The sequence below is a fragment of the Aneurinibacillus uraniidurans genome, assembly GCF_028471905.1.
GTDB classification, from domain to species: domain Bacteria; phylum Bacillota; class Bacilli; order Aneurinibacillales; family Aneurinibacillaceae; genus Aneurinibacillus; species Aneurinibacillus uraniidurans.
Window position 1 is genome coordinate 93,493 of sequence record NZ_CP116902.1, and the last position, 21,508, is coordinate 115,000.

The window sequence follows — 21,508 nt, forward strand, 5'->3', positions numbered from 1 at the left end:
TCCATTTTGAACAAAGTACAGCCCATACGTCAAGGTTTCATATTTTGGCTTCTCTATTTGAAAGTTTCAATAACATATCGACTATTAAAGCATATATATTATAGATCTAAAGATTCGTTTACTGAATTTAATTTAAAATGATGTGATTCTTTAATAATGGGTTTCTTTGACCATGCCGATATTTTATGTAGATCTTATTTTCTATTACATTTTAAAGGGAGGAAAAGATGAGTACTACTATAAAAAAAGTGCTAGTTGCTACGTTTCTAGTAGCTAGCATCATGTTTTACCATTTTCCGAATTCTGTTGTTTTTGCTGCTACAGAAACAGCGGCAAATTTAACCGAGCTGGAAAGCAAGTTGAGTACGGCTATGCACAGCCGTGTTGCCACATATAGTATTACGTATACGGGAGGGGCGCTGACACAAAGTAACGTGAAAGCAATCATTGACAGTATAAATAGTCAGGATGATTATCTTTACTTTACAACCAAACAGTATCAATACTCTCTCGCCATAAGTGGAAATACCTCAAATTTAAATTTCACTTTCTCTTATTGGGAAAATCTTGCGCAGACTAATACAGTGGATCAAGTTGTAACAGAAACGCTTGCGCAAATCATTACCCCTGATATGAATGACTACCAAAAAGAAAAAGCAATTCATGATTGGATCGTAAAGCGTATCTCTTATGACACAAGTATGGTACAGCATTCTGCCTATGCAGGTGTTGTGGCACCGTATAAGACGGTATGTCAGGGGTATGCTCTGCTTGCTTATAAAATGCTCAATCAAGTAGGCATCGAAACAAAAATTCTTGAAGGAACAGCTGGAGGGCAGGCACATGCATGGGTAGCACTAAAACTGGATGGAGCCTGGTACCATCTGGACCCGACGTGGGATGATCCGGTTCCAGACGTTGCGGGGAGAGTGAAATATGATTATTACAATCTTACAGACTCACAAATCAAAGTAAATCATTCGTGGACTAAGACATATCCTGCGGCTGTCACGATGTTTGATGAAGTTCTGGCACAGAAGAAGATAAGTGACCCTACTCGAGTAGCTGATTATGAAGCGATTGAGCAAGCACTTGGACTTCAGTATCTGAAGTCAGAAAATACAGCATCAAATCGTACCGAACTGGCCGCCCAAATTCAAAGCATGATCGTAAACAAGGAAAGCTCTAAGACATTCCGATATACAAGTGGTTCAACATTTGTAGCTGACCTAAGTGCGGTGGTAACCGGCTTAAACAATATTACTTCCTATGGGTATACAAAATCTGATTTTGCTCGGACAACAGATAAGGGAGATGTGCTTGTCACTGTTACGCTAACATATAATACTCCAACGCCTGTTGAGTCTGTAAATTTGTCCACTAATTCGCTCTCCTTAAAAGTTGGAGGACCGACTGCTGCGGTAACAGCCACAGTGGCACCAAGCAATGCAAGCAATAAAAATGTTATCTGGACAACAAGTGATGCGAGTGTGGCAACAGTGGCACAAGGAGTAGTCAAGGCAGTAGGCGGTGGCAAAGCGACCATTACTGCTACTACGGTAGATGGAAACAAACAGGCTGCCATTGATGTAACAGTTACAGCACCTGTAACTGGAGTCACCATAGATCCCAAAACGCTTATCTTGAAAGTAGGGGAAGAAGATCGTACGTTACAGGCCACCGTTGCTCCTGTAAGTGCGACAAATAAAGCAGTAACCTGGATCAGCAGCAATCCAGCAGTGGCGACAGTAGATGAGAATGGTAAAGTTCATGCTGTAAAACCAGGAGCAGCAACTATTACGGTAAAGACTGTAGATGGTCTAAAAACTGCATCGTGCACAGTAACTGTACCAGTAGTAGGAACTACAATGAAGCTGCCAGAAACTCTGACAGTCAAAATGAAAACAACGTCTACATTAACCCCAGTCTTTACGCCAGTGAATACAACGAACAAAGCTGTAACATGGGTTAGTAGCAATCCAGAAATCGCAACAGTCAGCGAGAAAGGTGTCATTACACCAAAAACACCAGGTAGTACGACCATTACAGCGACAGCGGTAGATGGTGGATTTACAGCAAGTACGAATGTGACAGTTATCTGGGCAGTTACCGGAATAAAGCTGGATAAAACAGCTCTTAGCCTGAAGGTAGGAGAAGAGGATGTAGCCCTTACGGCGACCATTACTCCGGAAAATGCGACAAATCAAGCGATAACGTGGACCAGCAGCAATCCGGCAATCGCGACAGTAGATGAGAATGGTAAAGTTCATGCTATAAAGCCAGGAACAGTAGTCATTACGGCAAAAACAGTAGAAGGTTTAAAAGTAGCATCGTGCAGAGTAACTGTACCAGTAGTAGGAACTACAATGAAGCTGCCAGAGGCCCTGACAGTCAAAATGAAAACAACGTCTACATTAACCCCAGTCTTTACGCCAGTGAATACAACGAATAAAGCTGTAACATGGGTTAGTAGCAATCCAGAAATCGCAACAGTCAGCGAGAAAGGTGTCATTACACCAAAAACACCAGGTAGTACGACCATTACAGCGACAGCGGTAGATGGTGGATTTACAGCAAGTACAAATGTAACAGTGATCTGGGCGGTTACCGGAATAAAGCTGGATAAAACAGCTCTTAGCCTGAAGGTAGGAGAAGAGGATGCAGCCCTTACGGCGACCATTACTCCGGAAAATGCGACAAATCAAGCGATAACGTGGACCAGCAGCAATCCGAAAATCGCGACAGTAGATGAGAATGGTAAAGTTCATGCTGTAGGATCCGGCACGGCAATTATCACGGCTAAAACGGTAGAAGGTGGAAAAGTAGCAACTTGTCGGGTAAGTTCTTCTGTTCCTGTTGCAGGCATTAGCCTAGGGGAGCGTGCAACCGCCAAGATTGGAACAGCTCTAAAATTAACACCAGTATTTACACCCATTGCTCCAACTAATAAAAATATAGTATGGACTAGTAGCGACCCTGCTGTTGCAGTTGTAAGTACCTCTGGTATCATCACACCGAAATCTACTGGAACTGCTACTATTACAGTAAAAACCGTAGACGGGAATTTCACAGCAAGTACAGAAGTTACGGTTATTCAGGGCGTGACAAGTGTGACATTGAACCAGACGACATTGACGATGACTGTCGGTGACGCTGCAGTACAGCTGCTTCCGACGGTAAATCCTATTACAGCCACAAATCAATCTGTTACGTGGGTAAGCAGCAACCCGTCTGTCGTAACGGTAGATGAGAATGGAACGATACAGGCAGTTTCAGCAGGAACGGCAACAATCACTGTAAAAACTGTTGACGGAAATAAGACAGCAATTTGTAGAGTCACAGTGAAAAAAGCATAAGGTGTATGAAAAAGAGAGAGGCAACCAAAAACAGGCTGCCTCCTTCTTTTTTTACTATACAGTCGTGGCCCAAAAATCTCCCATATTGGTTGTCTGAATGGCATGTAGGAACTTCTGTCGGAGATCCGGGTACTGGCTGCTCAGGCTATCAATTAATTGCTTTATTTCTTCCCGTTTTGTCTTTTTATTAGCCGGGCATGGATTCGTAACAATCGGAATGTTGCGGGTTGCGATAAAGCGCTCAATCGTATCTTCTTCAATGCCAACAAGCGGTCGGATAAGTGTAATATCTGCGCGGTCAAGATATGTTTTCGGATGGAAGGATCCCATCTTCCCATTGAAGAATAGATTCATAAAAAATGTCTCCATTGCATCATCAAGATGATGACCGAGCGCGGCCTTATTACAGCCTAGTTCTTTTGCGTATTCATATAGCGTGCCGCGCCGCATATTGGCGCAGAGGGAACACGGATTTTTCTCTTGACGGATATCGAATACGACTTTGCCGATCTCTGTTTCTTTCACATGAAGCGTGTGACCAAGCTTCCCCACGAACTCGACAAGCGGAGATATGTTCATTCCAGCAAACCCGAGAGAAAGGCTAATGGGTACAATTTCAAACCGGACCGAAAGCTGGCGCTGAAGAGCTGTAAGTACATATAGTAGTGTCGAGCTGTCTTTGCCGCCGGAGACACCAACAGCGATACGGTCACCATCTTCAATCATATGATAAGCCTGTACAATCCGCTGTGCCGGACGGACAAGTCTTTTTCGTTCCGTGTTGGAAAGCGTAAATTCCATGTGATAGCTCCTTTAGGGGTACATTTTTGGTTCCAGTCTCCATTATAAAGGGACAAGGTTAAGAGAAGAAAGGAATTGGGTAATTATCAGAAAATAGTTACAAAATTGTTGTCATATGCCATACTGTATATAAATTACAAAAGGAGGATGAGTTATGTTTAAGAAGTTTCTTTCCAAGATCGGCATTGGTGGTGCTTCTGTCAACCTGGTGCTGTACCATGATACCGTACGAATGGGCGATACGATAACGGGAGAACTCATCGTACAGGGCGGGGATGTCGAGCAGCGGATGAACGGTATTACCGTAGAACTTCATGTGAAGTCGCGTTATGTATACAATGATACGACAACGAGTGTAGACAAATGTGTGGCAACGGTACAAGCAGCTACTCCTTTTACGCTTGGCGTGAAAGAAACGAAAACATTTCCGTTTGAGTGCCAGATACCAAAATTCATCGCCATGAGCTCAATTACGACACGGTACTATTTCAAAACAAACCTGGATATTGAATCAGCGCTTGATTCCAACGATCGTGATTTTCTCACCATTCTTCCATCTGGCCTGATGCGAAACTTCGTGGAAGGACTTGATCTTCTCGGATGCAAAGTAAGGGGCGAAGCATTTACCGGCAGTGTTCAGATTTTAGACTTGCGTACGACGCATTGGTTGGTGGGTAAGCTGGATGAACTGGTTTTTCAATTTGATCCTGCAGCAAGCAATCAGGTTATGACAGGGCATTTTGAGATTGATAAGAAAACATCTGGCTTATACGGTAAAATGATGGATAAGCTTGATCTTGATGAAGTAAAAGGCTACTATTCCTTTAATGCGATACAGTTAGAAACACCAGGGAAAGCGGCAGATACGATTCAAAAATTTGTGGAGAATCACTACAGCCGCCTGCTGGGATAAACATGCTATAATCATCGTGCAATCATATAATAGAGGGGTGATACGATGATTTTGAATGAGAAAATTAAAGCATCAGAAGTGGAGCTGGCTGGCCTGAACGGAGAAGAGCTGGGAATCATGTCCACGAAAGAAGCACTAAAGCTGGCCAAGGAAGCAGGAGTCGATCTCGTTTGCCTATCGCTTGCATCCAGTCCGCCACCATGTCAGTTGATGGAGCGTCAGGACGCACAGCAGAAGAAGGCAAAAGAAAAACAGGCCCAGCGCAAACAGGAAAAGGGCCCGAAGATTAAAGAGATTCGCTTCAATGCTGATATTGAACAGCATGATTACGATACAAAAAAACGTCAGGCTGAGAAAATCATTCGTAGTGGTGACTGGGTACAGCTCAATGTGAAGCTGCAGCGCAAGGAGACGGAAGCCGCTCGCAAGCTTGTTTCGGAATTAGCAGCTGATCTTGCGGAATGTGCTCAGCAGGAAAAAGGCGTACAGGTAAGCGGCAAGCAGGTAAGTCTCACACTGCGTCCGCGCTAAATATTTTTTATAAGCTCGCGTATGCGGGCTTTCTTCTTTTTCTCCCTCCTTATGCTTAATGAAATTGGAGTAATGTTCGTTCTATACATAAAAAGTCGAATATTATATTGTGTTATTACTAATAATGTTCGTGTATAATGTACTTATAAAGATGAAATAGAGGGAGGATACTATGTATCAGTCTAAAAAGGTAATGTTGCTTGGATCAGGGGAATTGGGCAAAGAGGTCATGATTGAAGCGCAAAGGCTTGGAGTCGAAACGATTGCGGTTGATCGATACGCCGATGCTCCGGCTATGCAAGTCGCTCATCGCAGCTATGTCATTGATATGCTGAATCCACAGGAGATTCGTCAAATCGTTGAAGCAGAAAAGCCAGATTTGATTGTTCCGGAAATCGAGGCGATTGCTACATCGGAGCTAGTTAAACTAGAAGAAGAAGGATATCATGTCATTCCAACAGCACGAGCTACCAAGCTAACTATGGATCGTGAAGGGATTCGACGACTGGCTGCCGAAACATTACAGCTTCCTACCGCACGTTATCAATTTGCTGATACATATGAAGAATTCCAGCAGGCAGTTCAGGCCATGGGATTTCCGTGTGTCGTGAAGCCTATTATGAGTTCATCTGGCAAAGGTCAAAGTATTTGCCGTAGTGAAGCAGATCTGGAGAATTGCTGGCACGTAGCCCAAGAAGGAGGGCGGACGAAAAACGGAAAAGTAATTGTGGAAGAATTTATCCGTTTTGAATCAGAAATTACGCTGCTTACCGTCCGAACTGTAAATGGAACATTATTCTGTCCTCCGATTGGTCATATTCAACAGGATGGGGATTACATTGAGTCATGGCAGCCCCATAACATGACAGAAGAGCAGATCACAAAGGCGAAAGAAATTGCAAAAACCATTACGGATGAGCTTGGTGGATACGGCGTGTTCGGTGTCGAGCTTTTCCTTGCAAAAGATCAAGTGTATTTTAGCGAAGTTTCCCCTCGTCCACATGACACGGGCTTAGTAACTCTGGTTACTCAAAATCTTTCTGAATTTGCGCTGCATGTTCGAGCGATTTTAGGCTTTCCGATTCCTGAGATTACATTAAACACACCGGGAGCAAGCCGCCCATTTAAGGCACAAGAAGAACTGGATGACTATCAGATCGAGGGAGTCGAGCAGGCGTTAGCCATCCCAAATACGCAAATTCGAATCTTTGGCAAACCAATTACAAAAGTCGGTCGTCGTATTGCCGTCACACTTTCTTCTTCTACTACAGTGGAGGAAGCAAGAAGACAAGCCAAACAGGCACTGGATCAGTTAGTGCTTCGAAAATCGTAATCGCATGTTTTTTTATAAGCCCGCATATGCGGGCTTTACTTTTTGGATGGATATGGTATTGTTTTAATTATACACTGGTTAATTAAGAAGGGAAAGACATTCATGGTAGCAAGAAAAGCGGTTGAGCAAGAATTGAGCCGGGAACGTATTCTAGAAGCTGCGCGTGATTTGTTCGTACAGCATGGGTATCAAAGTGTTTCCATGCGGCAGGTTGCCCGCGAACTAGGATACAGTCATGGCGCGATTTATTATCACTTTAAAAATAAAGCAGAGTTGTTTTATGCGCTCGTACAGCAGGACTTTTTGTTGCTAGATACGAAGCTTGAGGAGCTAGTTGCTCTGTCGCATACAACGGCAGAAGAGAAGTTACAACGTATTTTGCTTGGATTCATTGAGTTTGGTCTGCGCCACCAGAGTCATTATGAGATTATGTTTCTGACCAAAGACGAAGAAGTAAAAAGCTACCTTCATCAAGCACCGAATGAAAGCTATGAAAAATTCACTCGTGTTGTTAGCGATTTGAGTGAGAATACAGTGAGCATTTCTGCAATGTGGTCGTTACTTTTGTCTCTTCATGGCTTCGTTTCTCATTATTGTAGGTCTGGGCAGACATTTGAAGAGGTAGAAGAACTAGCAAAAGCGCATGTATCGTATATTTTGCAAGGAATAAGTAAGTAAACGTACGGGAGCAAGGTAGAAATTTTTTTATTCATTAATTGACCATAGGTTAATAAGGGGGAGTAAGAGTTGAAGAAAGCATTAGTATTGGGGGCCTCTGGTGGTATGGGCGATGCGCTTGTACGCGAACTGGCGAAAAGAGGGATTGAAGTAGTTGCGTTTGCGAGAAATAATCGCAAGCTTTCGGCGTTATTCGGACACATGGCAGATGTAACGATAATGGGTGGGGACGCTCGTAATGAGCATGAGGTCGAAGAAGCTGCTCGTGATGTAGATGTGATCTTTCATACTGTTAGTGTGCCGTATACGGAGTGGATCGAAGGGCATCCGCTCATTATGAAAAATGCGGTGCAGGCGGCACAAAAAAATGGCGCAAAGCTTGTTTTAATTGATAATATTTATGCATATGGAAGAAGTTCAGGTGCATTAATCGGGGAAGACGCAACGCGGCAGCCGCATACAAAGAAGGGACGTATCCGGTTGACAATTCAACAGATGGCAGAAGAAGCACATGCTTCTGGTATACCGACAATGGTGCTTCACTTCCCTGATTTCTATGGACCGAATGCGCATAATACGATTCTAAGCCACACGCTTCAGGCAGTGCTTGCCGGGAAGCGTGCCATGTTCGTTGGCAATAAGAGTGTGCAGCGGGAGTATATTTTTACGCCAGATGGAGCGAAGGCCGCTGTAGAACTAGCGCTTCGTGGCGATACGTATGGAGAACGCTGGAACATCCCAGGTTCTGGCGTAGTATCGGGACATGAACTGATTGCGATGATTCGCGAGCAAACAGGGTATACCAAAAGCATAGGAACAGTTACGACAGGCATGATACGTTTCCTTGGATTATTCAGCCGCGATATGCGAGAGATTGCGGAGATGATGTATCTAACAGAAGAGCCGGTTGTACTATCCGGTGCTAAGTATGAAGCGCGTATCGGTCTGCTGTCGCAAACATCGTATAAGGAAGGATTACGACAAACCGTGCAGGCGATGAAGATAGGAAGGATGACAGATGATTAATATTGGCCTTACCGGCTGGGGTGATCATGACGATCTGTATAAGGGAGTCAAAGTGAAAAGCAGCGAGAAGCTCACGGTATACAGTGCTCATTTTCCAGTTGTCGAAGTAGACAGCTCGTTCTATGCCGTACAGCCGATCAAAAACTACGTGAAGTGGAATCAAGAAACGCCAGATGGATTCGGCTTTATTGTAAAGGCATATCAGGGAATGACCGGACATTTGCGCGGTAAAAAGCAGTTTTTTAGCAGCATGGGTGAGATGTTTGATGCGTTTATTCAATCCATTCAGCCGGTTATAGAAGCAGGAAAACTCAAGGCGGTGTTATTTCAATATCCACCGTGGTTTGACTGTAACGGGAAGAACATCGGAATTTTGCGCTATACAAGAGAGAAAATGAAAGATATACCTGTTGCGCTTGAATTTCGAAATCAAACATGGTTCGATTCCGTACGGCGGGAGGGGACGCTTGCTTTCATGGAGAAAGAAGGATGGATTCATAGTATCTGTGACGAGCCGCAGGCCGGGATGGGATCGGTTCCCACTATATTACATGCGACGAATCAGAAACTTACCCTTGTTCGGATGCATGGACGTAATGTGTCTGGCTGGCATTCGAGTGGACAGCCGAACTGGCGCGAAGTGCGTTATCTGTATCGCTATAATGAAACAGAGCTTCAGGAGTGGAAAGAAAATCTGGAGCAGCTTCAGCAACAGACAAATGAAATTTGTGTGATTTTTAATAACAATTCTGGTGGTCATGCGGCAGGTAATGCCAAGCAACTGATTGATATGCTCGGTATTACATACGACAATCTTAATCCGCAGCAGCTTGGCTTATTTTAACGATGTGTCACAGAAAAAGAGTGCCTGAGAGAGGCACTCTTTTTGCATACTTATTTTACAGCCAGTTCGGCCTGACGACGGTATGCGCCGTGATGAGTAGGTCCTACATATTTATTGAGTGCAAAAGAATGGCGGATTGCCGCAGTAATGAATTCTTTCGCAGTTTCGATCGCTTCACGTACTGGTTTTCCTTTTGCCAGCTCTGCGGTAATTGCAGCAGAATAAGTACAACCAGCACCGTGGGTAAATGTAGTTTCAAAACGATCTGATTCAAGCACTTCGAATGTTTGGCCATCGTACAGAACATCGACAGCTTTCTCGTGCTGAAGTTTGCCGCCACCTTTTACGATAACGTATTTTGCACCGAGCTCCTGAATTTTTGCGGCAGCTTGTTTCATATCATCCACCGTTTTGATTGGAGCCTGTCCGCTCAGTTGTGCAGCTTCAAACAGGTTCGGTGTAACAACGAGTGATTTTGGTACAAGTACATCACGCAGGCAGTCATTTGTTTCTGGATGCAGCGCTTCGTCTGCTCCTTTACAAACCATAACCGGGTCTACGACAACATTTTTCAAGCCATATTGTTCAATTTTACGGGCAGCGAGTTCAATAATCTCGATAGAACCGAGCATACCTGTTTTCATTGCATCTACACCGATTCCAGACAGAACCGTTTCGATTTGTGCTTCTAGTGTTTTGATATCGATCGGAAACACGTCATGGAACCAGTCGCGTTTCGGATCTTGCGCTACGATAACGGTAAGCGCTGTCATCCCGAATACGCCGAGCTCCTGAAATGTTTTGAGGTCTGCTTGCATGCCGGCTCCGCCGCTTGTATCGGAACCTGCAATGGTGAGTGCTTTGTAGATCGTCATGTAGATTACTCCTTATCCGCACGAAATTTTCAATTTTTAATAGATTGTGCGGTTTTCTCTCCATTATACCAACCGTATCATGGAGTACAAGCGAATACTAATCGATTTTTGCTAATTCATAGAGATGAGTGGACATCATTTTTAATTCATTGACCATGTCTGTCATCTGCTGGATTGTGGAAGTAGTTTCTTTAGAAAAGCTCGAGAGTTCTCCGATTTCATTGTTGATATTCTGGACATTCTTCTCAAGCTCTCCAATAAACCCATTAATGCGTCGAGTTGAGGTACCACTGTCGTCAGCAAGTCGCTGGATTTCCTTCGCCACCACAACAAAGCCGCGCCCAGCTTCTCCCGCTCTTGCTGCTTCAATATTGGCGTTTAAGCCGAGAATTTTCGTTTGATTGGAAAGCTGGGAGATGGTGCTGACGATTTCGGTTGTGCGTTTAACAGAATCATTAGAGACACGCGCTGATTCGTTAATGCGCTCGGTGGAGGTTGAGACTTGTTCTGACATGGAATAGATTGTGTCCATTGTATGTTTCATCTGTTCCATGGCGGTAGAAAGACGTTCTGCCATGTCTCTCATCTGATTTTCTTTTTCGACTGGACGAATTGCGGTGAGACAGCCAACAAGCTTACCCTCATCACGAATGGGGATGCTTGTTACGGTATAAGGTACACCGTACAAAGTTGTATCGGTAATATCGGCGACAACTTTTTGGTCGGTTTCCAGGGCGCGTGCGGTTCCGCTGCCTGGCTTGACAGGTTCATTATGTTTCAGCTTGAAGTCGAGATGCTTACTTGCGCTGTAAAAAATAAATTTTTCAAGGTCGGAGATAGCAATTAAATATTCATGTCCAGTAGCGTTCTGAATGACAGGGAAAATTTTACACAGTGTTTGTAAATAGGTAGACATGTATACATCACTTCCTAATTGGTGTTTTGTACCTAAAACTATTCTCGATTTCGAAGCTAATTCCTCTATAAATATCTGTAAAACATACCCAAAGAACGTATATGTATCTTAATAATTAATAGTATAATAAATCCCATATTATGAAAAAAGGAGGAGGTATATGAAACCAGATTTACTTCAGCCATCTTTGCGTGAGGGAGAAACATATGTTACCCGATCATATAATATTGATTACTTTATGTGTGTTGGATTTTTAGGTGGGATCTTTCCAGTTCTTGTGCTGGCAACGCAAAATGCCCGATGGCTTGGTTTTGATCGTAAGAAAACGTACATCTTGTTAGCTGCTGGACTTATTTTTATGATTGTAGGAACAATTGCCTGTGGGGCATTCCAAATTGCAAAAGCACAGGGGACGGTATCAAGAGTAGTGGGAATAACAGTGGCACTTTTGTATAAAACAATGCTCCAAAAAAAATATCGTGTGCATATGTATGTGCATGGTCATACCAAAAGAATATTGTACCCGGCTATCGGATGGATTGTTCTCGGCAAGCTACTTGAGAGTTTTCTATATACGCTTGGAGGTGGAGAGCAATAATGGAGGTAGCTCTAGCCCAGCGACAGCAGGCGTATCACTATTACGAGATTGGACGGTATCAGCAAGCAAAACAATTATTTTTTGAGCTGCTAAAAGATAATCCAATGGATGAGGATGTTATGTACTGCATTGCATACTGTTGTTTCCAGCTTGATGAATATGAAACAGCGATTCATCATGCAGAGCGGGCGCTTGAATGTGGTCTTATGAGTGGGAGAGCACATTCTCTTCTCGGGGCTTTGCATATGCATATGCAGCAGTATGTAGAAGCAGAGGAATGGTTTTTAGCAGCGTTAATGATAGACCCGCAGGATGCGGCGGTGCTTGCCCAATATGCCTATTTAATGTTGATTACGGGGCATGAGGATAAAGGAGAGCAGCTAATCGCGGAAGCACAGCGACTAGAATCAAACAATAGGATTGTGCTTCACTACCGCTATATTTTTGAAAGCGTTGAGGGAAATGAGAAAGAACGGGAGTGTGTAGTACAGCAGTATATGGAAGTTGGGGAAAGCGAGGTTGATAAACTTTTGAAGCTTGCCGATATGGCGATTGATCAGGAGAATTATCGGGAAGCGAGAGAGTGTTACCGCCAGGCATTTGTGCTTGATCCTACGAATTCATCGGTTCTAAAAATGCTGAAACAATTCGATCGTATGTATCATCCGATTTTTCTGCCGATACGGGTGATGGAACGGACCGGTGGGTGGATTGCGTGGAGCGTTGGGTTTATTATTCTGATGTTTATAGGTCCATATATTGGACTGGATAGAACTATACAGGGATGGATCGGGATCGCATATATTTTGCTTTGTATTTATACATGGATAGCAGGTTTGTTGTACTGGATTTGGAGAAAAATAACGGGGTGGGTGGGAAGATGAACAAAACCGATGTGTTGCGGAAGATGGTGGAGCAGGACCCGGATAATACATCAGTATGGTATTTACTTGGCGTGGAGTATAGTGAACAGGGAGACGTGCAGGAGGCACTGCATGCCTATACGAAGGCACTAGCTGGATGTGACGAAGAACTAAAAGCGAAGATTATTGCAGAGCTTAGCAGACTTACGGTTCAGCCGACACAAAAAGTTAAATCCGAACCGATACAAGTTCAATCAGAACCTTCGGAAGGTATGGGAATTGAACCGATGCGCGTCATTGAAGGTGGAAAAAGCAAGCACTCTTCGCAGGAAAATAGAGAACAGGTCGTTACATTTGCGGAGGTAGGCGGGCTTTCGCAAGTAAAAGACGCTATTCGTATGAAAATCATCAAGCCGTTCGTATCACCTGGACTGTTCGAGAAATTTCGTAAGAAAGCAGGCGGGGGGATTCTACTCTATGGGCCTCCAGGTTGTGGTAAAACATACATTGCCCGTGCTACAGCTGGGGAGTGTCGGGCACGATTTACGGTTGTACATATTACCGATATACTCGACCCGTATATCGGGGTAAGTGAGCAGAATATTAAAGATATTTTTATGTCCGCTCGTTCGCATAAACCTGGCATTCTGTTTCTGGATGAGCTTGATGCGATCGGGTATAATCGCAGTAAATCGTCTTCGATGACCATGCGGACGGTTATTGATCAGCTTCTTGTGGAAATTGACGGGATTGATACGAATACAGATAAAATGCTTGTGATGGGGGCGACAAATATGCCATGGGATGTCGATCCTGCATTCAAGCGCCCAGGACGCTTTGATCGAATGATTTTTGTGTCTCCACCGGACCGGGAAGCGAGAGAAGTCATTTTTCGGCTGAAAATGGGAGACAGACCGGTCGGTGTAATTGACTATGCGACTCTTGCATCATTAACCGAACTGTATTCTGGGGCGGATATTGAGAATGTAGTAGAAACGGCTACAGAATACGTACTTGATGAAATTATGCGCACCGGAGTGGAGCGGCCGATTCAAATGAAGGACTTGAAAGAAGCGATCACGAGAACGCAACCTTCTACGATGGAATGGTTGCGTACGGTACGCAATTATGTGAAATATGCGAACCAGAGCGGCTTGTATAACGATGTAGAGTCGTATCTGTCACAGCATAGCAAAACCCTTCGCTAAGGAGCGAAGGGTTTTTTATGAAAAGCATTTCTTATAGTACCTGACGTACTTGCTCAAATTCAGATTCGATGTTTGCAGTCGGCTTAGTCGTAAGGAGACTAACGAGTACAATCGCCAGCAGACCCATTGCAAAGCCTGGGATCATTTCGTACAGTTTAGTGGCCGTAAACATCGGAACATTTGTCCAAACAATCACAGTAGCTGCCCCGGCAATCATTCCGGCGAGAGCACCCCAACGGTTCATGCGTTTCCAGTAGAGACTTAATAGAATAACCGGACCAAATGAAGAGCCAAAGCCTGCCCAGGCATAGCCAACCAGGTTTAGAATGGTATCGTTGCGATTGAAAGCGATAATTGCTGCGATAACAGATACAAGTAGTACAGACAATCGGCCTATAAGCATCAATTCCTTATCGGTTGCTTGTCGGCGGAAGAAAGTCTTGTAAATATCCTCTGTTAGCGAGCTCGATGTTACGAGAAGCTGTGAGGCTACCGTGCTCATAATCGCTGCAAGAATAGCAGCGAGCAAGAAGCCAGTAATAATCGGGTGGAACAAAATTTTTCCGAGTTGAATAAATACAGTTTCCGGGTCTGCGAGCGTAATGCTTTGTTTAGAGAAGAAGGCAATCCCGATCAAACCTGTGAACATCGCACCAATAACAGAGAAAAGCATCCAGCCCATGCCGATTCGGCGGGCTTTTTTAATTTCTTTTACAGATGAGATGGCCATAAAGCGCACGATAATGTGCGGTTGTCCAAAATATCCAAGCCCCCAGGCGAACAGAGAGATGATGCTGATAAATCCTGTACCCTGGAATATGTTTAAGAGCTGTGGATTAATGGAATGAATGGTTGAGAAGGTATCGCTCAAGCCACCTGTGTAAAGAATTGTAACCGTTGGAACAAGGATAAGAGCAATTACCATAATTAAGCCCTGTACGAAGTCTGTCCAGCTAACCGCAAGAAAGCCTCCGAATAGCGTATAGGCCACGGTAACACCAGCGATAATCCATAAGCCTGTATGATAACTCATGCCGAAGGTGTTCTCGAACAAGACTCCGCCAGATACAAGACCAGATGATACGTAAAACGTAAAAAAGACCATAATAACAAGACCGGAAATTAATCGCAGCATGTTGGATTTGTCACCAAAACGGTTTGCCAGAAATTCCGGTATGGTAATAGAGTTGCCTGCCACTTCTGTATACGTACGGAGACGTGGTGCGACATACAGCCAGTTGGCATAGGCACCAAGCGTGAGTCCGATCACAATCCAGGATGAACTAAGCCCTTTAGAAAACATCGCACCTGGCAGACCAAGCATAAGCCAGCCGCTCATATCAGAGGCACCAGCACTCAAAGCGGTAACAGCTGGTCCGAGTGTACGACCGCCAAGCATGTAGTCTGACAGATCGGAAGTGCGCTTATACGCATACCAACCAATCAGCAGCATTCCGACCATATAAACGACAATTGAGGATAATAACAATGTGATGTCTTGCTCCCTTCTCTTTCTATAATGTGTTAGTTGCAAATCAATAATTATACAAACTGCTTTATTATTATATAATTATGTCACGGAAAATCACATGAAATTTTCTAAAACACCTTGAGTAAAGCATATCCTACATTGGTCAATTGTCTTGTGATAAAATCATCCGAAGTACGCCCTAACAGCTATTTGTAGAAGGAGGGATTTGATGAGTGCGACAGGAAGTAATCGTATAGAATTGGCAACATTTGCGGGTGGTTGTTTCTGGTGTATGGTAGCACCATTTGAGGAACAACCGGGCATTATAAAGGTGGTATCCGGTTATACGGGTGGTCATACGGAGCATCCAACGTATGAAGAGGTATGCTCAGATACGACAGGCCATTATGAAGCGGTGCAGATTACATTTGAGCCAGATGTATTCCCGTATAAAAAGCTGCTTGAGATCTTCTGGAAGCAGATCGACCCGACGGACCCAGGTGGGCAGTTCCATGATCGTGGCCAGTCGTATCAGACGGCGATCTTTTATCATACTGAGCAGCAACAGATAGAAGCAGAAGCATCGAAGCAGCAGCTTGCGGAAAGCGGGCGGTTTGATAAGCCGATTGTGACGGCGATTCTTCCGGCTGCGCCATTCTATGCAGCCGAGGAGTATCATCAGGGCTATTATAAGAAAAATCCAATGCACTATAAGGCATATCGATATGGTTCAGGACGCCAGTCGTTTATCGAACAAAACTGGAATCCTCAAAAAGACAAAGCATTGCTCAAGCAGAAGCTTACGCCAATACAGTATGAAGTCACACAGAACAATGGAACGGAGCCGCCGTTCCGTAATGAGTTTTGGGATCATAAGCAGGAAGGCATTTATGTAGACGTTGTGTCGGGAGAGCCATTGTTTAGTTCGCTCGAGAAGTTCGATTCCGGTTGTGGCTGGCCAAGTTTTACGAAGCCGCTGCATGAGGAACAGATTAAGGAGAAGACGGACTTCAGTCATTTTATGGTTCGAACGGAAGTACGTAGTAAGGAGGCAGATTCTCATCTTGGTCATGTGTTCCATGATGGACCTGCTCCGACCGGATTACGATACTGTATTAACTCTGCCGCTCTTCGCTTTATTCCAAAGGAAGATCTGGAGAAGGAAGGGTACGGGACGTACAGCAAGCTATTTAACGCATAGTAAACAGACCTGTTTCTATTTAGTAGAAACAGGTCTGTTTTGTCTAGGTATTTATTTTTTTAAGTCGACACGATCCGTAAGTAGTACGGTTCCATTGTTATATGTCATGGTGAAGCGGAAAGAGAAGTCTTTTACTTCGCTTGTGCCGTCTACATAGTTGTACTGGAGCTTTTTATACACGTCTGCGGTGTACGTATTTTTATTGACAGCCTGAATGTTCGTGATGTTGTAGTTAAGTAGCGACTCTGAGATCCCTTTTGCACTGTACGTATCCACAATTTCTTTCTCAGTGGCAAATAGTTTTGTATTAGGAACTAGGTAGGTGGCGATTTGCGAGAAATTATTGTAGTTAATAGCATCAATACGGTATCGAATGTATTCATCTAGTGTAGTGTATACTTGATTCTGAATGGCTAATACTTCTTCATTTGCTTCATTTGTAACATCATTAAGATTAATTTCTTCCTGTTGTTGAGGAATAACCGTAAATTTACGTTCTACGTTTTGGCCGGCTACTTTCATTTTCACATCAAAGTCTGCTTTATCAGGAGCAGGAAGTAGTAGTAACTGCCCTGATTTTTGGTTCAGTGCTTTTCCGTTTATGGTGACACTCAGATCCGTAATCTCGCTTCCTGTGTCCGGGAAAGTAATCCGCATTTGCTTGAATAAAGGCGTCGGATCGACTTCATATGTATCGGTATCTGCCTTCTGTTCTAGAAGAGTGAGAAGATCAATTTTATCTTTCGTTTTTGTTGTAGCATATGGATTGGATGCTTCCGCTTCATATGTATAAATAGATGGCCAGAATAAGCCGAGGCTTTCGCCATCTGCTGATATATCTCCGACTTTTACTTTCAGATTTGTATCCGTTACTTTTTTAACCTTAACAGCAACCGGATTAATGTGCACACTCCAGCTTGTGCCAAGGAAGCTTTTTTTCTTCAGGAGGCTGAGCCAGGAGTCCCCGTATGCGGCGAAGTCACTTTGCCTTCCCCCTTTTTCAGAAGCTTTCAATGTACTTTCCTGGAGGGTTTTTTGGTATTTATTTAAGATTTCAGGTGTTAGAGAGGCCTTAAAGGCAGCAAGTGTTTTTGGATCGGTCAACTGTTTTTCATTCGGGTCAATCAGCGCTGCGAGTTTATCCATATTCCGTGTGTGCAGTGCTTCGACAAACTGTTCCTGAGCGGCTTCTGGAGTAGTAGGACCAAGCAAAAAGGCCCGTGCACTAAAATAAGCGATGCATAGTAGGGCAATGATACCTGTAATAAGCAAAATTATTTTTCTTGTTTTTTGTTCAGAAGATACAGGAGCAGGAATAGGCTCGACCTCAGCTTGGGCAGTGGCTATTTCCTGTAGAGCAGGCTCCACCTGTTGTGGAAGAGAATGCCCGCAGTTTCGACAGAAAGCATCACTTGATTGAAGTGGCTGCCCACATTGTTCACAATTCATTTAGTATCACTTCCTTTTTATCTGTTATTCATGCGGTTGAATGTGCCGGTCTGTAAAAATTTGACCGAGATAGGCAACCGCAAAAGAGAAGAGGAAAGTCGTTAAAAAAGTGATAAACAGACTAAATCCCAACGACATTTCCATGCTGTTTCTCCCCAGTTCAGCTGCCTGGCCTGTGAGGGAAACGGAGATAGTAGTCACCCAGGAAAATATCATCATACATCCTGCATAAACACTACTAAATACGAGTAAGGTGTGCAGCACATTGGTAGACGTTGTTAATTTAATTCGGCGCCCTGCCCAGAAGAACAAGAACAATGGAATAATGAGACCGATAAGAATATATGAATACAAGTCCTCATCGAATGAATCAGAACCGTCAGATGTTTTGACGCCACTAAAAATAGAGATAGTTAGCTCATCCCTCTTGATTTTCCCATAAAATGTAGATAGGTTAAGGAAGTTCCATGTGTATCCTCCTGCCTGTGATACGATAAGTGCATTCGTTCCTGGAATTGGATTATCAGGGAGAGCGTCCTTACTGGCGAGTACAATGGAAATGAAAAGAATACTTAACGCAAGTCCTCGGAATACAGTGGCAATCGCCTGGTGAACAGCTTCCCCAAATGGGATCACATCACGAAGCTGCGAAGTAAGCGCAAATTTTCCTTTTCCATTAGCTGCAAGAGTTCCAAAAAAGCTAAATAGCGTGCCGAAGAAAAAACCGTTAAAAAATGTACTGATAAAAGAGAAATGTGAGCGTACTTCCATGCTGCCGCCAAAAGGAATGGAGATTTCCTGTGTAGATGACGAAAGCAGGGATATAAAAGCAAGTAGGATACCGTATAAAAGACCTGTATATACCGACCACTTCAGTCGTTCAGGGACCAGCCAGTCGCGCTTTTTGGTAAATAAATACGCACTTAGTGTAAGTCCAATAAAAGGGATGAGCAGTAAGATAAACATTCCAAGGTGAAGATTCATACTTCCAGAGGCTCGAAGTCCCATATCAATATCAAGTGTAAGAGATGCCAGATGAACCAGAAGTACAGAATTCATGACATGAAGGAATGAAACATCCGTATCGACAAGATATTCTGGGATATTTAAATAGTGAATGATTCCATCTTTTACTTCGCTGTTCATAATTAATGCGAGAAAAAAGGTTAATATAAAAGAAATAAGCAGGGAAACGAGGGCGTTACCTGCTCCTAAACGAAACATAGATGTACGAAATAAAGAAGTTTGTAAAGCTGGTATAGCAGAAGAAGATCGTACGGTAGGAGTTGATCCCACTTTTCCGTTTTCTTTCAGGTTAGAATGTCCACATGCAGAACAGTAAATATGAAGAGGATTCCTGGCGATGCCGCATGATCGGCAGAATTCACCTGCTTCTCTGGATAGGGAGCTAAAGGAATCTACCTTTCCAAGCATATATCCATCTCTTGCGCAGTAATTGGCATGTTCAGATGTGGCATTGCCGCACGACGGGCAAAACATAGGTGTTCCTCCTTTCTTTAAATAGAGTGTTTTATCGTTGTACTTTAGTACCGCAGCATCCGCAGTAAGAGTCTTCTATCGGTACAAGATTTTCACACGTATCACATGTGGTAGTTTCCCCTGAGCTTTCTATAGTAGGTAGAATGATTTTGCGTCCGCATGATCCACAAAATTTATCATGGGAAGAGAGGTGCGCTCCACATTCGCATACAAAAGTTTGTGTGTTTTGGTTGAGGTCCTCAATTTTTTTAACAGTTTCAAACAGCACTCGATCGATCTCGATAAGTGATTCGGATAATTTTTGAATTTCTGTGTTTTCAAGCTCTCCCTGGCGAAATAAGAAATGAGCCTCTTGTCCAATTTTTAGCAAAATTTCAGCTTTTTTAGAAAGCGATTCATTGACTTTTTTACGCAGCTCGCTGCTTTCTTGTACAGCTTGCAGTTTTTGTTTTCCTTGATTAATGCCTCCTTTTATCTTTGTAAGACTGTCCCCTAACTTGTGTTGTAAATCTGACACTGTTACACCTCCTTCTGGTTTTATAACTAAAATATTACAAAAAAACAATAAGTATAACAATAGTCATGTGAAAAAAGATATAGAAAAAGGAGGCGAGCCTCCCTTTCTTTACGAAGGATAATTTTTAAAGCAGAACCACCAGTCATAACAGGAAATTTCTTGTTTTTCACATTGCTCATTTCGCCTAACGATTTCCTGTACGCTGTCGGCAGGAGGAACGATCAAGTGGCTGCCAATCAACTCATTACACGGCCAGTTAGCCGGAGCGGCCGCTTTTTGAGCCGTCACGGTTTGCAGAGCGTTCACGGCGCGAAGAATCTCTGAGATATTACGACCAACTTCTGCTGGATACTGGAGGATAAGTCGAATCACACCGCGGTCATCAACGATGAACACGGAGCGAACCGTAGCCGTTCCATGCTCTGGATGGATCATGCCGAGACGGCGTGCAGTATGTCCAAGAGAATCCGCGATGATCGGAAAGGTAATGTTCACATTTAGATGCTGACGAATCCATTCAATCCATTTCAAATGACTGAAAATCTGATCAACAGAAAGACCAATGAGTTCGCAATTCAGGGCAGTGAATTGTGGGCGCATTGTTTCAAATGATACAAACTCGGTCGTACATACAGGCGTGAAATCGCCTGGATGGCTGAACAAGATAAACCATTTTCCTTGGTAGGCATCAGGGAGTTTGATTGTACCGAGTGTTGTTTTAACAGTGAGAGGTGGGAAGGGGTCACCGATAACAGTGGGACGAAAATCTGACATGTAGCAACTCACCTTTCATAAAATCATCATCACATCGTATTCATCTCTAGGCGAATGTTGCGGGGCGATTATTATACAGGCCACCTTCGATTTCTCATCGATATGAGTCGGGTTTCATCTAAATAAATAGGTGGTAAATAACATATATTACAGAATGCTTATATCAAATATGATAGATTTTTTATAGTAATAGTAAAAATTAGAACAAACAAATAAGTTTGCAAGTAAATGAAACGGTGTTATGATACAGGTGTACTTATTGAGTAGACATATGTTTTTGTGAGGTGAACAAAATTTATGAATATGACAGAAAATCAGCTGCGGAAGGAAATTGGCTTTACAGTAGCAGTTTCTCTTGTAATTGGTACGGTAATTGGTTCAGGCGTATTTATGAAACCTGGTATTGTTATCACATCAGCAGGTGGCTCAACGATGGCGTTGTGGGCATGGGTGCTTGGTGGTATTATCACACTTGCCGGTGGACTGACAGTGGCAGAGATTAGCTCGCAGATTCCGAAGACAGGTGGTTTGTATGTATACCTGGAAGAAGTGTACGGGAAAGTATGGGGCTTCTTAAGTGGCTGGGTACAGGCAATTGTATATGGGCCAGCGATTATTGCGGCACTGGGCTTGTACTTTGGTATGCTATTTGTA

General features: G+C 43.5%; 20 protein-coding genes (1 of these 20 cut by a window edge). 12 read left to right on the forward strand and 8 right to left on the reverse strand.

Going from position 1 to position 21,508, the window contains the following annotated elements; translation table 11 throughout:
* Positions 1 to 227 precede the first annotated feature (227 nt).
* A complete protein-coding gene (locus PO771_RS00470; protein WP_272561367.1) occupies positions 228 to 3,356 on the forward strand; it encodes an Ig-like domain-containing protein in 3,129 nt (1,042 codons plus the stop codon).
* A gap of 54 nt (positions 3,357 to 3,410) precedes the next feature.
* On the opposite strand, the gene PO771_RS00475 is transcribed toward PO771_RS00470, so the two are convergent.
* A complete protein-coding gene (locus PO771_RS00475; protein WP_272561368.1) occupies positions 3,411 to 4,157 on the reverse strand; it encodes a tRNA 2-thiocytidine biosynthesis TtcA family protein in 747 nt (248 codons plus the stop codon).
* A gap of 154 nt (positions 4,158 to 4,311) precedes the next feature.
* Here PO771_RS00475 and PO771_RS00480 point away from each other — a divergent pair, with 154 nt between their 5' ends.
* From PO771_RS00480 to PO771_RS00505, 6 genes are all read left to right on the forward strand, one after another.
* A complete protein-coding gene (locus tag PO771_RS00480; RefSeq protein ID WP_272561369.1) occupies positions 4,312 to 5,070 on the forward strand; it encodes a sporulation protein in 759 nt (252 codons plus the stop codon).
* Between the two features lie 45 nt (positions 5,071 to 5,115).
* Positions 5,116 to 5,601 carry a translation initiation factor IF-3 gene (gene infC / locus PO771_RS00485; protein WP_272561370.1) on the forward strand — a complete coding sequence of 162 codons (486 nt, stop codon included), beginning with the start codon at positions 5,116 to 5,118 and terminating at the stop codon, positions 5,599 to 5,601.
* Between the two features lie 172 nt (positions 5,602 to 5,773).
* Positions 5,774 to 6,934 (forward strand): phosphoribosylglycinamide formyltransferase 2, encoded by a 1,161-nt coding sequence (gene purT / locus PO771_RS00490; protein WP_272561371.1) that lies wholly within the window; start codon positions 5,774 to 5,776, stop codon positions 6,932 to 6,934.
* Positions 6,935 to 7,036: 102 nt separating this feature from the next.
* Positions 7,037 to 7,612 (forward strand): TetR/AcrR family transcriptional regulator, encoded by a 576-nt coding sequence (locus PO771_RS00495; protein WP_272561372.1) that lies wholly within the window; start codon positions 7,037 to 7,039, stop codon positions 7,610 to 7,612.
* 69 nt (positions 7,613 to 7,681) lie between these two features.
* Positions 7,682 to 8,638: an SDR family NAD(P)-dependent oxidoreductase gene (locus tag PO771_RS00500; RefSeq protein ID WP_272561373.1), complete on the forward strand. Its 957-nt coding sequence runs from the start codon at positions 7,682 to 7,684 to the stop codon at positions 8,636 to 8,638.
* Entirely contained in the window at positions 8,631 to 9,482 is an 852-nt protein-coding gene (locus tag PO771_RS00505; protein WP_272561374.1) for a DUF72 domain-containing protein, read from the forward strand. Before PO771_RS00500 ends, PO771_RS00505 begins: the two co-directional genes overlap by 8 nt.
* Before the next feature lie 50 nt (positions 9,483 to 9,532).
* On the opposite strand, the gene pdxK is transcribed toward PO771_RS00505, so the two are convergent.
* A complete protein-coding gene (pdxK, locus tag PO771_RS00510; RefSeq protein ID WP_272561376.1) occupies positions 9,533 to 10,357 on the reverse strand; it encodes a pyridoxine/pyridoxal/pyridoxamine kinase in 825 nt (274 codons plus the stop codon).
* Positions 10,358 to 10,454: 97 nt separating this feature from the next.
* The gene (locus PO771_RS00515) at positions 10,455 to 11,273 is read right to left on the reverse strand and encodes a methyl-accepting chemotaxis protein (RefSeq protein ID WP_272561378.1); all 819 of its coding nucleotides are present in this window, start codon (positions 11,271 to 11,273) and stop codon (positions 10,455 to 10,457) included.
* 160 nt (positions 11,274 to 11,433) lie between these two features.
* Between PO771_RS00515 and PO771_RS00520 the strand changes: the two genes are divergently transcribed.
* The 3 genes from PO771_RS00520 to PO771_RS00530 are packed head-to-tail and all read left to right on the forward strand — an operon-like array spanning position 11,434 to position 13,942.
* Complete coding sequence (locus PO771_RS00520; RefSeq protein ID WP_272561380.1) at positions 11,434 to 11,871, forward strand: hypothetical protein; 438 nt, start codon at positions 11,434 to 11,436, stop codon at positions 11,869 to 11,871.
* Positions 11,871 to 12,755: a tetratricopeptide repeat protein gene (locus PO771_RS00525; RefSeq protein WP_272561381.1), complete on the forward strand. Its 885-nt coding sequence runs from the start codon at positions 11,871 to 11,873 to the stop codon at positions 12,753 to 12,755. Before PO771_RS00520 ends, PO771_RS00525 begins: the two co-directional genes overlap by 1 nt.
* Positions 12,752 to 13,942, forward strand: a complete 1,191-nt coding sequence (locus PO771_RS00530; protein WP_272561382.1) for an AAA family ATPase — start codon at positions 12,752 to 12,754, stop codon at positions 13,940 to 13,942. Before PO771_RS00525 ends, PO771_RS00530 begins: the two co-directional genes overlap by 4 nt.
* Positions 13,943 to 13,973: 31 nt before the next feature.
* Here the strand turns inward: PO771_RS00530 and putP are convergent, their stop codons facing one another.
* On the reverse strand, positions 13,974 to 15,437 hold the full coding sequence (gene putP / locus PO771_RS00535) for a sodium/proline symporter PutP (RefSeq protein ID WP_422664994.1): 1,464 nt from the start codon (positions 15,435 to 15,437) through the stop codon (positions 13,974 to 13,976).
* A gap of 205 nt (positions 15,438 to 15,642) precedes the next feature.
* On the opposite strand from putP, the gene msrB reads away from it, so the two are divergent.
* A complete protein-coding gene (msrB, locus tag PO771_RS00540; protein WP_272561384.1) occupies positions 15,643 to 16,614 on the forward strand; it encodes a peptide-methionine (R)-S-oxide reductase MsrB in 972 nt (323 codons plus the stop codon).
* A gap of 51 nt (positions 16,615 to 16,665) precedes the next feature.
* Here msrB and PO771_RS00545 read toward each other — a convergent pair whose 3' ends face one another.
* From PO771_RS00545 to PO771_RS00560, 4 genes are all read right to left on the reverse strand, one after another.
* Complete coding sequence (locus PO771_RS00545; RefSeq protein WP_272561385.1) at positions 16,666 to 18,063, reverse strand: TcaA NTF2-like domain-containing protein; 1,398 nt, start codon at positions 18,061 to 18,063, stop codon at positions 16,666 to 16,668.
* A 24-nt stretch (positions 18,064 to 18,087) separates the two neighbouring features.
* A complete protein-coding gene (locus PO771_RS00550) occupies positions 18,088 to 19,563 on the reverse strand; it encodes a hypothetical protein (RefSeq protein ID WP_272561386.1) in 1,476 nt (491 codons plus the stop codon).
* Positions 19,564 to 19,594: 31 nt separating this feature from the next.
* The gene (locus tag PO771_RS00555) at positions 19,595 to 20,080 is read right to left on the reverse strand and encodes a zinc ribbon domain-containing protein (RefSeq protein WP_272561387.1); all 486 of its coding nucleotides are present in this window, start codon (positions 20,078 to 20,080) and stop codon (positions 19,595 to 19,597) included.
* A gap of 108 nt (positions 20,081 to 20,188) precedes the next feature.
* The gene (locus PO771_RS00560) at positions 20,189 to 20,854 is read right to left on the reverse strand and encodes a peroxiredoxin (RefSeq protein ID WP_272561388.1); all 666 of its coding nucleotides are present in this window, start codon (positions 20,852 to 20,854) and stop codon (positions 20,189 to 20,191) included.
* A 297-nt stretch (positions 20,855 to 21,151) separates the two neighbouring features.
* On the opposite strand from PO771_RS00560, the gene PO771_RS00565 reads away from it, so the two are divergent.
* On the forward strand, positions 21,152 to 21,508 hold the beginning of the coding sequence (locus tag PO771_RS00565) for an APC family permease (protein WP_272561389.1). It continues 957 nt past the right edge of the window; 357 of the gene's 1,314 nt are visible here — the first part of the coding sequence; it begins with the start codon at positions 21,152 to 21,154; its stop codon lies beyond the right edge, outside the window.

What these genes read in the sequence shown, in the direction of transcription:
- PO771_RS00470 (WP_272561367.1), top strand. Translation starts at nt 228, where the DNA reads ATGAGTACTACTATAAAAAAAGTGCTAGTTGCTACGTTTCTAGTAGCT.
- PO771_RS00475 (WP_272561368.1), bottom strand. Translation starts at nt 4,157, where the DNA reads ATGGAATTTACGCTTTCCAACACGGAACGAAAAAGACTTGTCCGTCCG.
- PO771_RS00480 (WP_272561369.1), top strand. Translation starts at nt 4,312, where the DNA reads ATGTTTAAGAAGTTTCTTTCCAAGATCGGCATTGGTGGTGCTTCTGTC.
- infC (WP_272561370.1), top strand. Translation starts at nt 5,116, where the DNA reads ATGATTTTGAATGAGAAAATTAAAGCATCAGAAGTGGAGCTGGCTGGC.
- purT (WP_272561371.1), top strand. Translation starts at nt 5,774, where the DNA reads ATGTATCAGTCTAAAAAGGTAATGTTGCTTGGATCAGGGGAATTGGGC.
- PO771_RS00495 (WP_272561372.1), top strand. Translation starts at nt 7,037, where the DNA reads ATGGTAGCAAGAAAAGCGGTTGAGCAAGAATTGAGCCGGGAACGTATT.
- PO771_RS00505 (WP_272561374.1), top strand. Translation starts at nt 8,631, where the DNA reads ATGATTAATATTGGCCTTACCGGCTGGGGTGATCATGACGATCTGTAT.
- pdxK (WP_272561376.1), bottom strand. Translation starts at nt 10,357, where the DNA reads ATGACGATCTACAAAGCACTCACCATTGCAGGTTCCGATACAAGCGGC.
- PO771_RS00515 (WP_272561378.1), bottom strand. Translation starts at nt 11,273, where the DNA reads ATGTCTACCTATTTACAAACACTGTGTAAAATTTTCCCTGTCATTCAG.
- PO771_RS00520 (WP_272561380.1), top strand. Translation starts at nt 11,434, where the DNA reads ATGAAACCAGATTTACTTCAGCCATCTTTGCGTGAGGGAGAAACATAT.
- PO771_RS00525 (WP_272561381.1), top strand. Translation starts at nt 11,871, where the DNA reads ATGGAGGTAGCTCTAGCCCAGCGACAGCAGGCGTATCACTATTACGAG.
- PO771_RS00530 (WP_272561382.1), top strand. Translation starts at nt 12,752, where the DNA reads ATGAACAAAACCGATGTGTTGCGGAAGATGGTGGAGCAGGACCCGGAT.
- msrB (WP_272561384.1), top strand. Translation starts at nt 15,643, where the DNA reads ATGAGTGCGACAGGAAGTAATCGTATAGAATTGGCAACATTTGCGGGT.
- PO771_RS00545 (WP_272561385.1), bottom strand. Translation starts at nt 18,063, where the DNA reads ATGAATTGTGAACAATGTGGGCAGCCACTTCAATCAAGTGATGCTTTC.
- PO771_RS00550 (WP_272561386.1), bottom strand. Translation starts at nt 19,563, where the DNA reads ATGTTTTGCCCGTCGTGCGGCAATGCCACATCTGAACATGCCAATTAC.
- PO771_RS00560 (WP_272561388.1), bottom strand. Translation starts at nt 20,854, where the DNA reads ATGTCAGATTTTCGTCCCACTGTTATCGGTGACCCCTTCCCACCTCTC.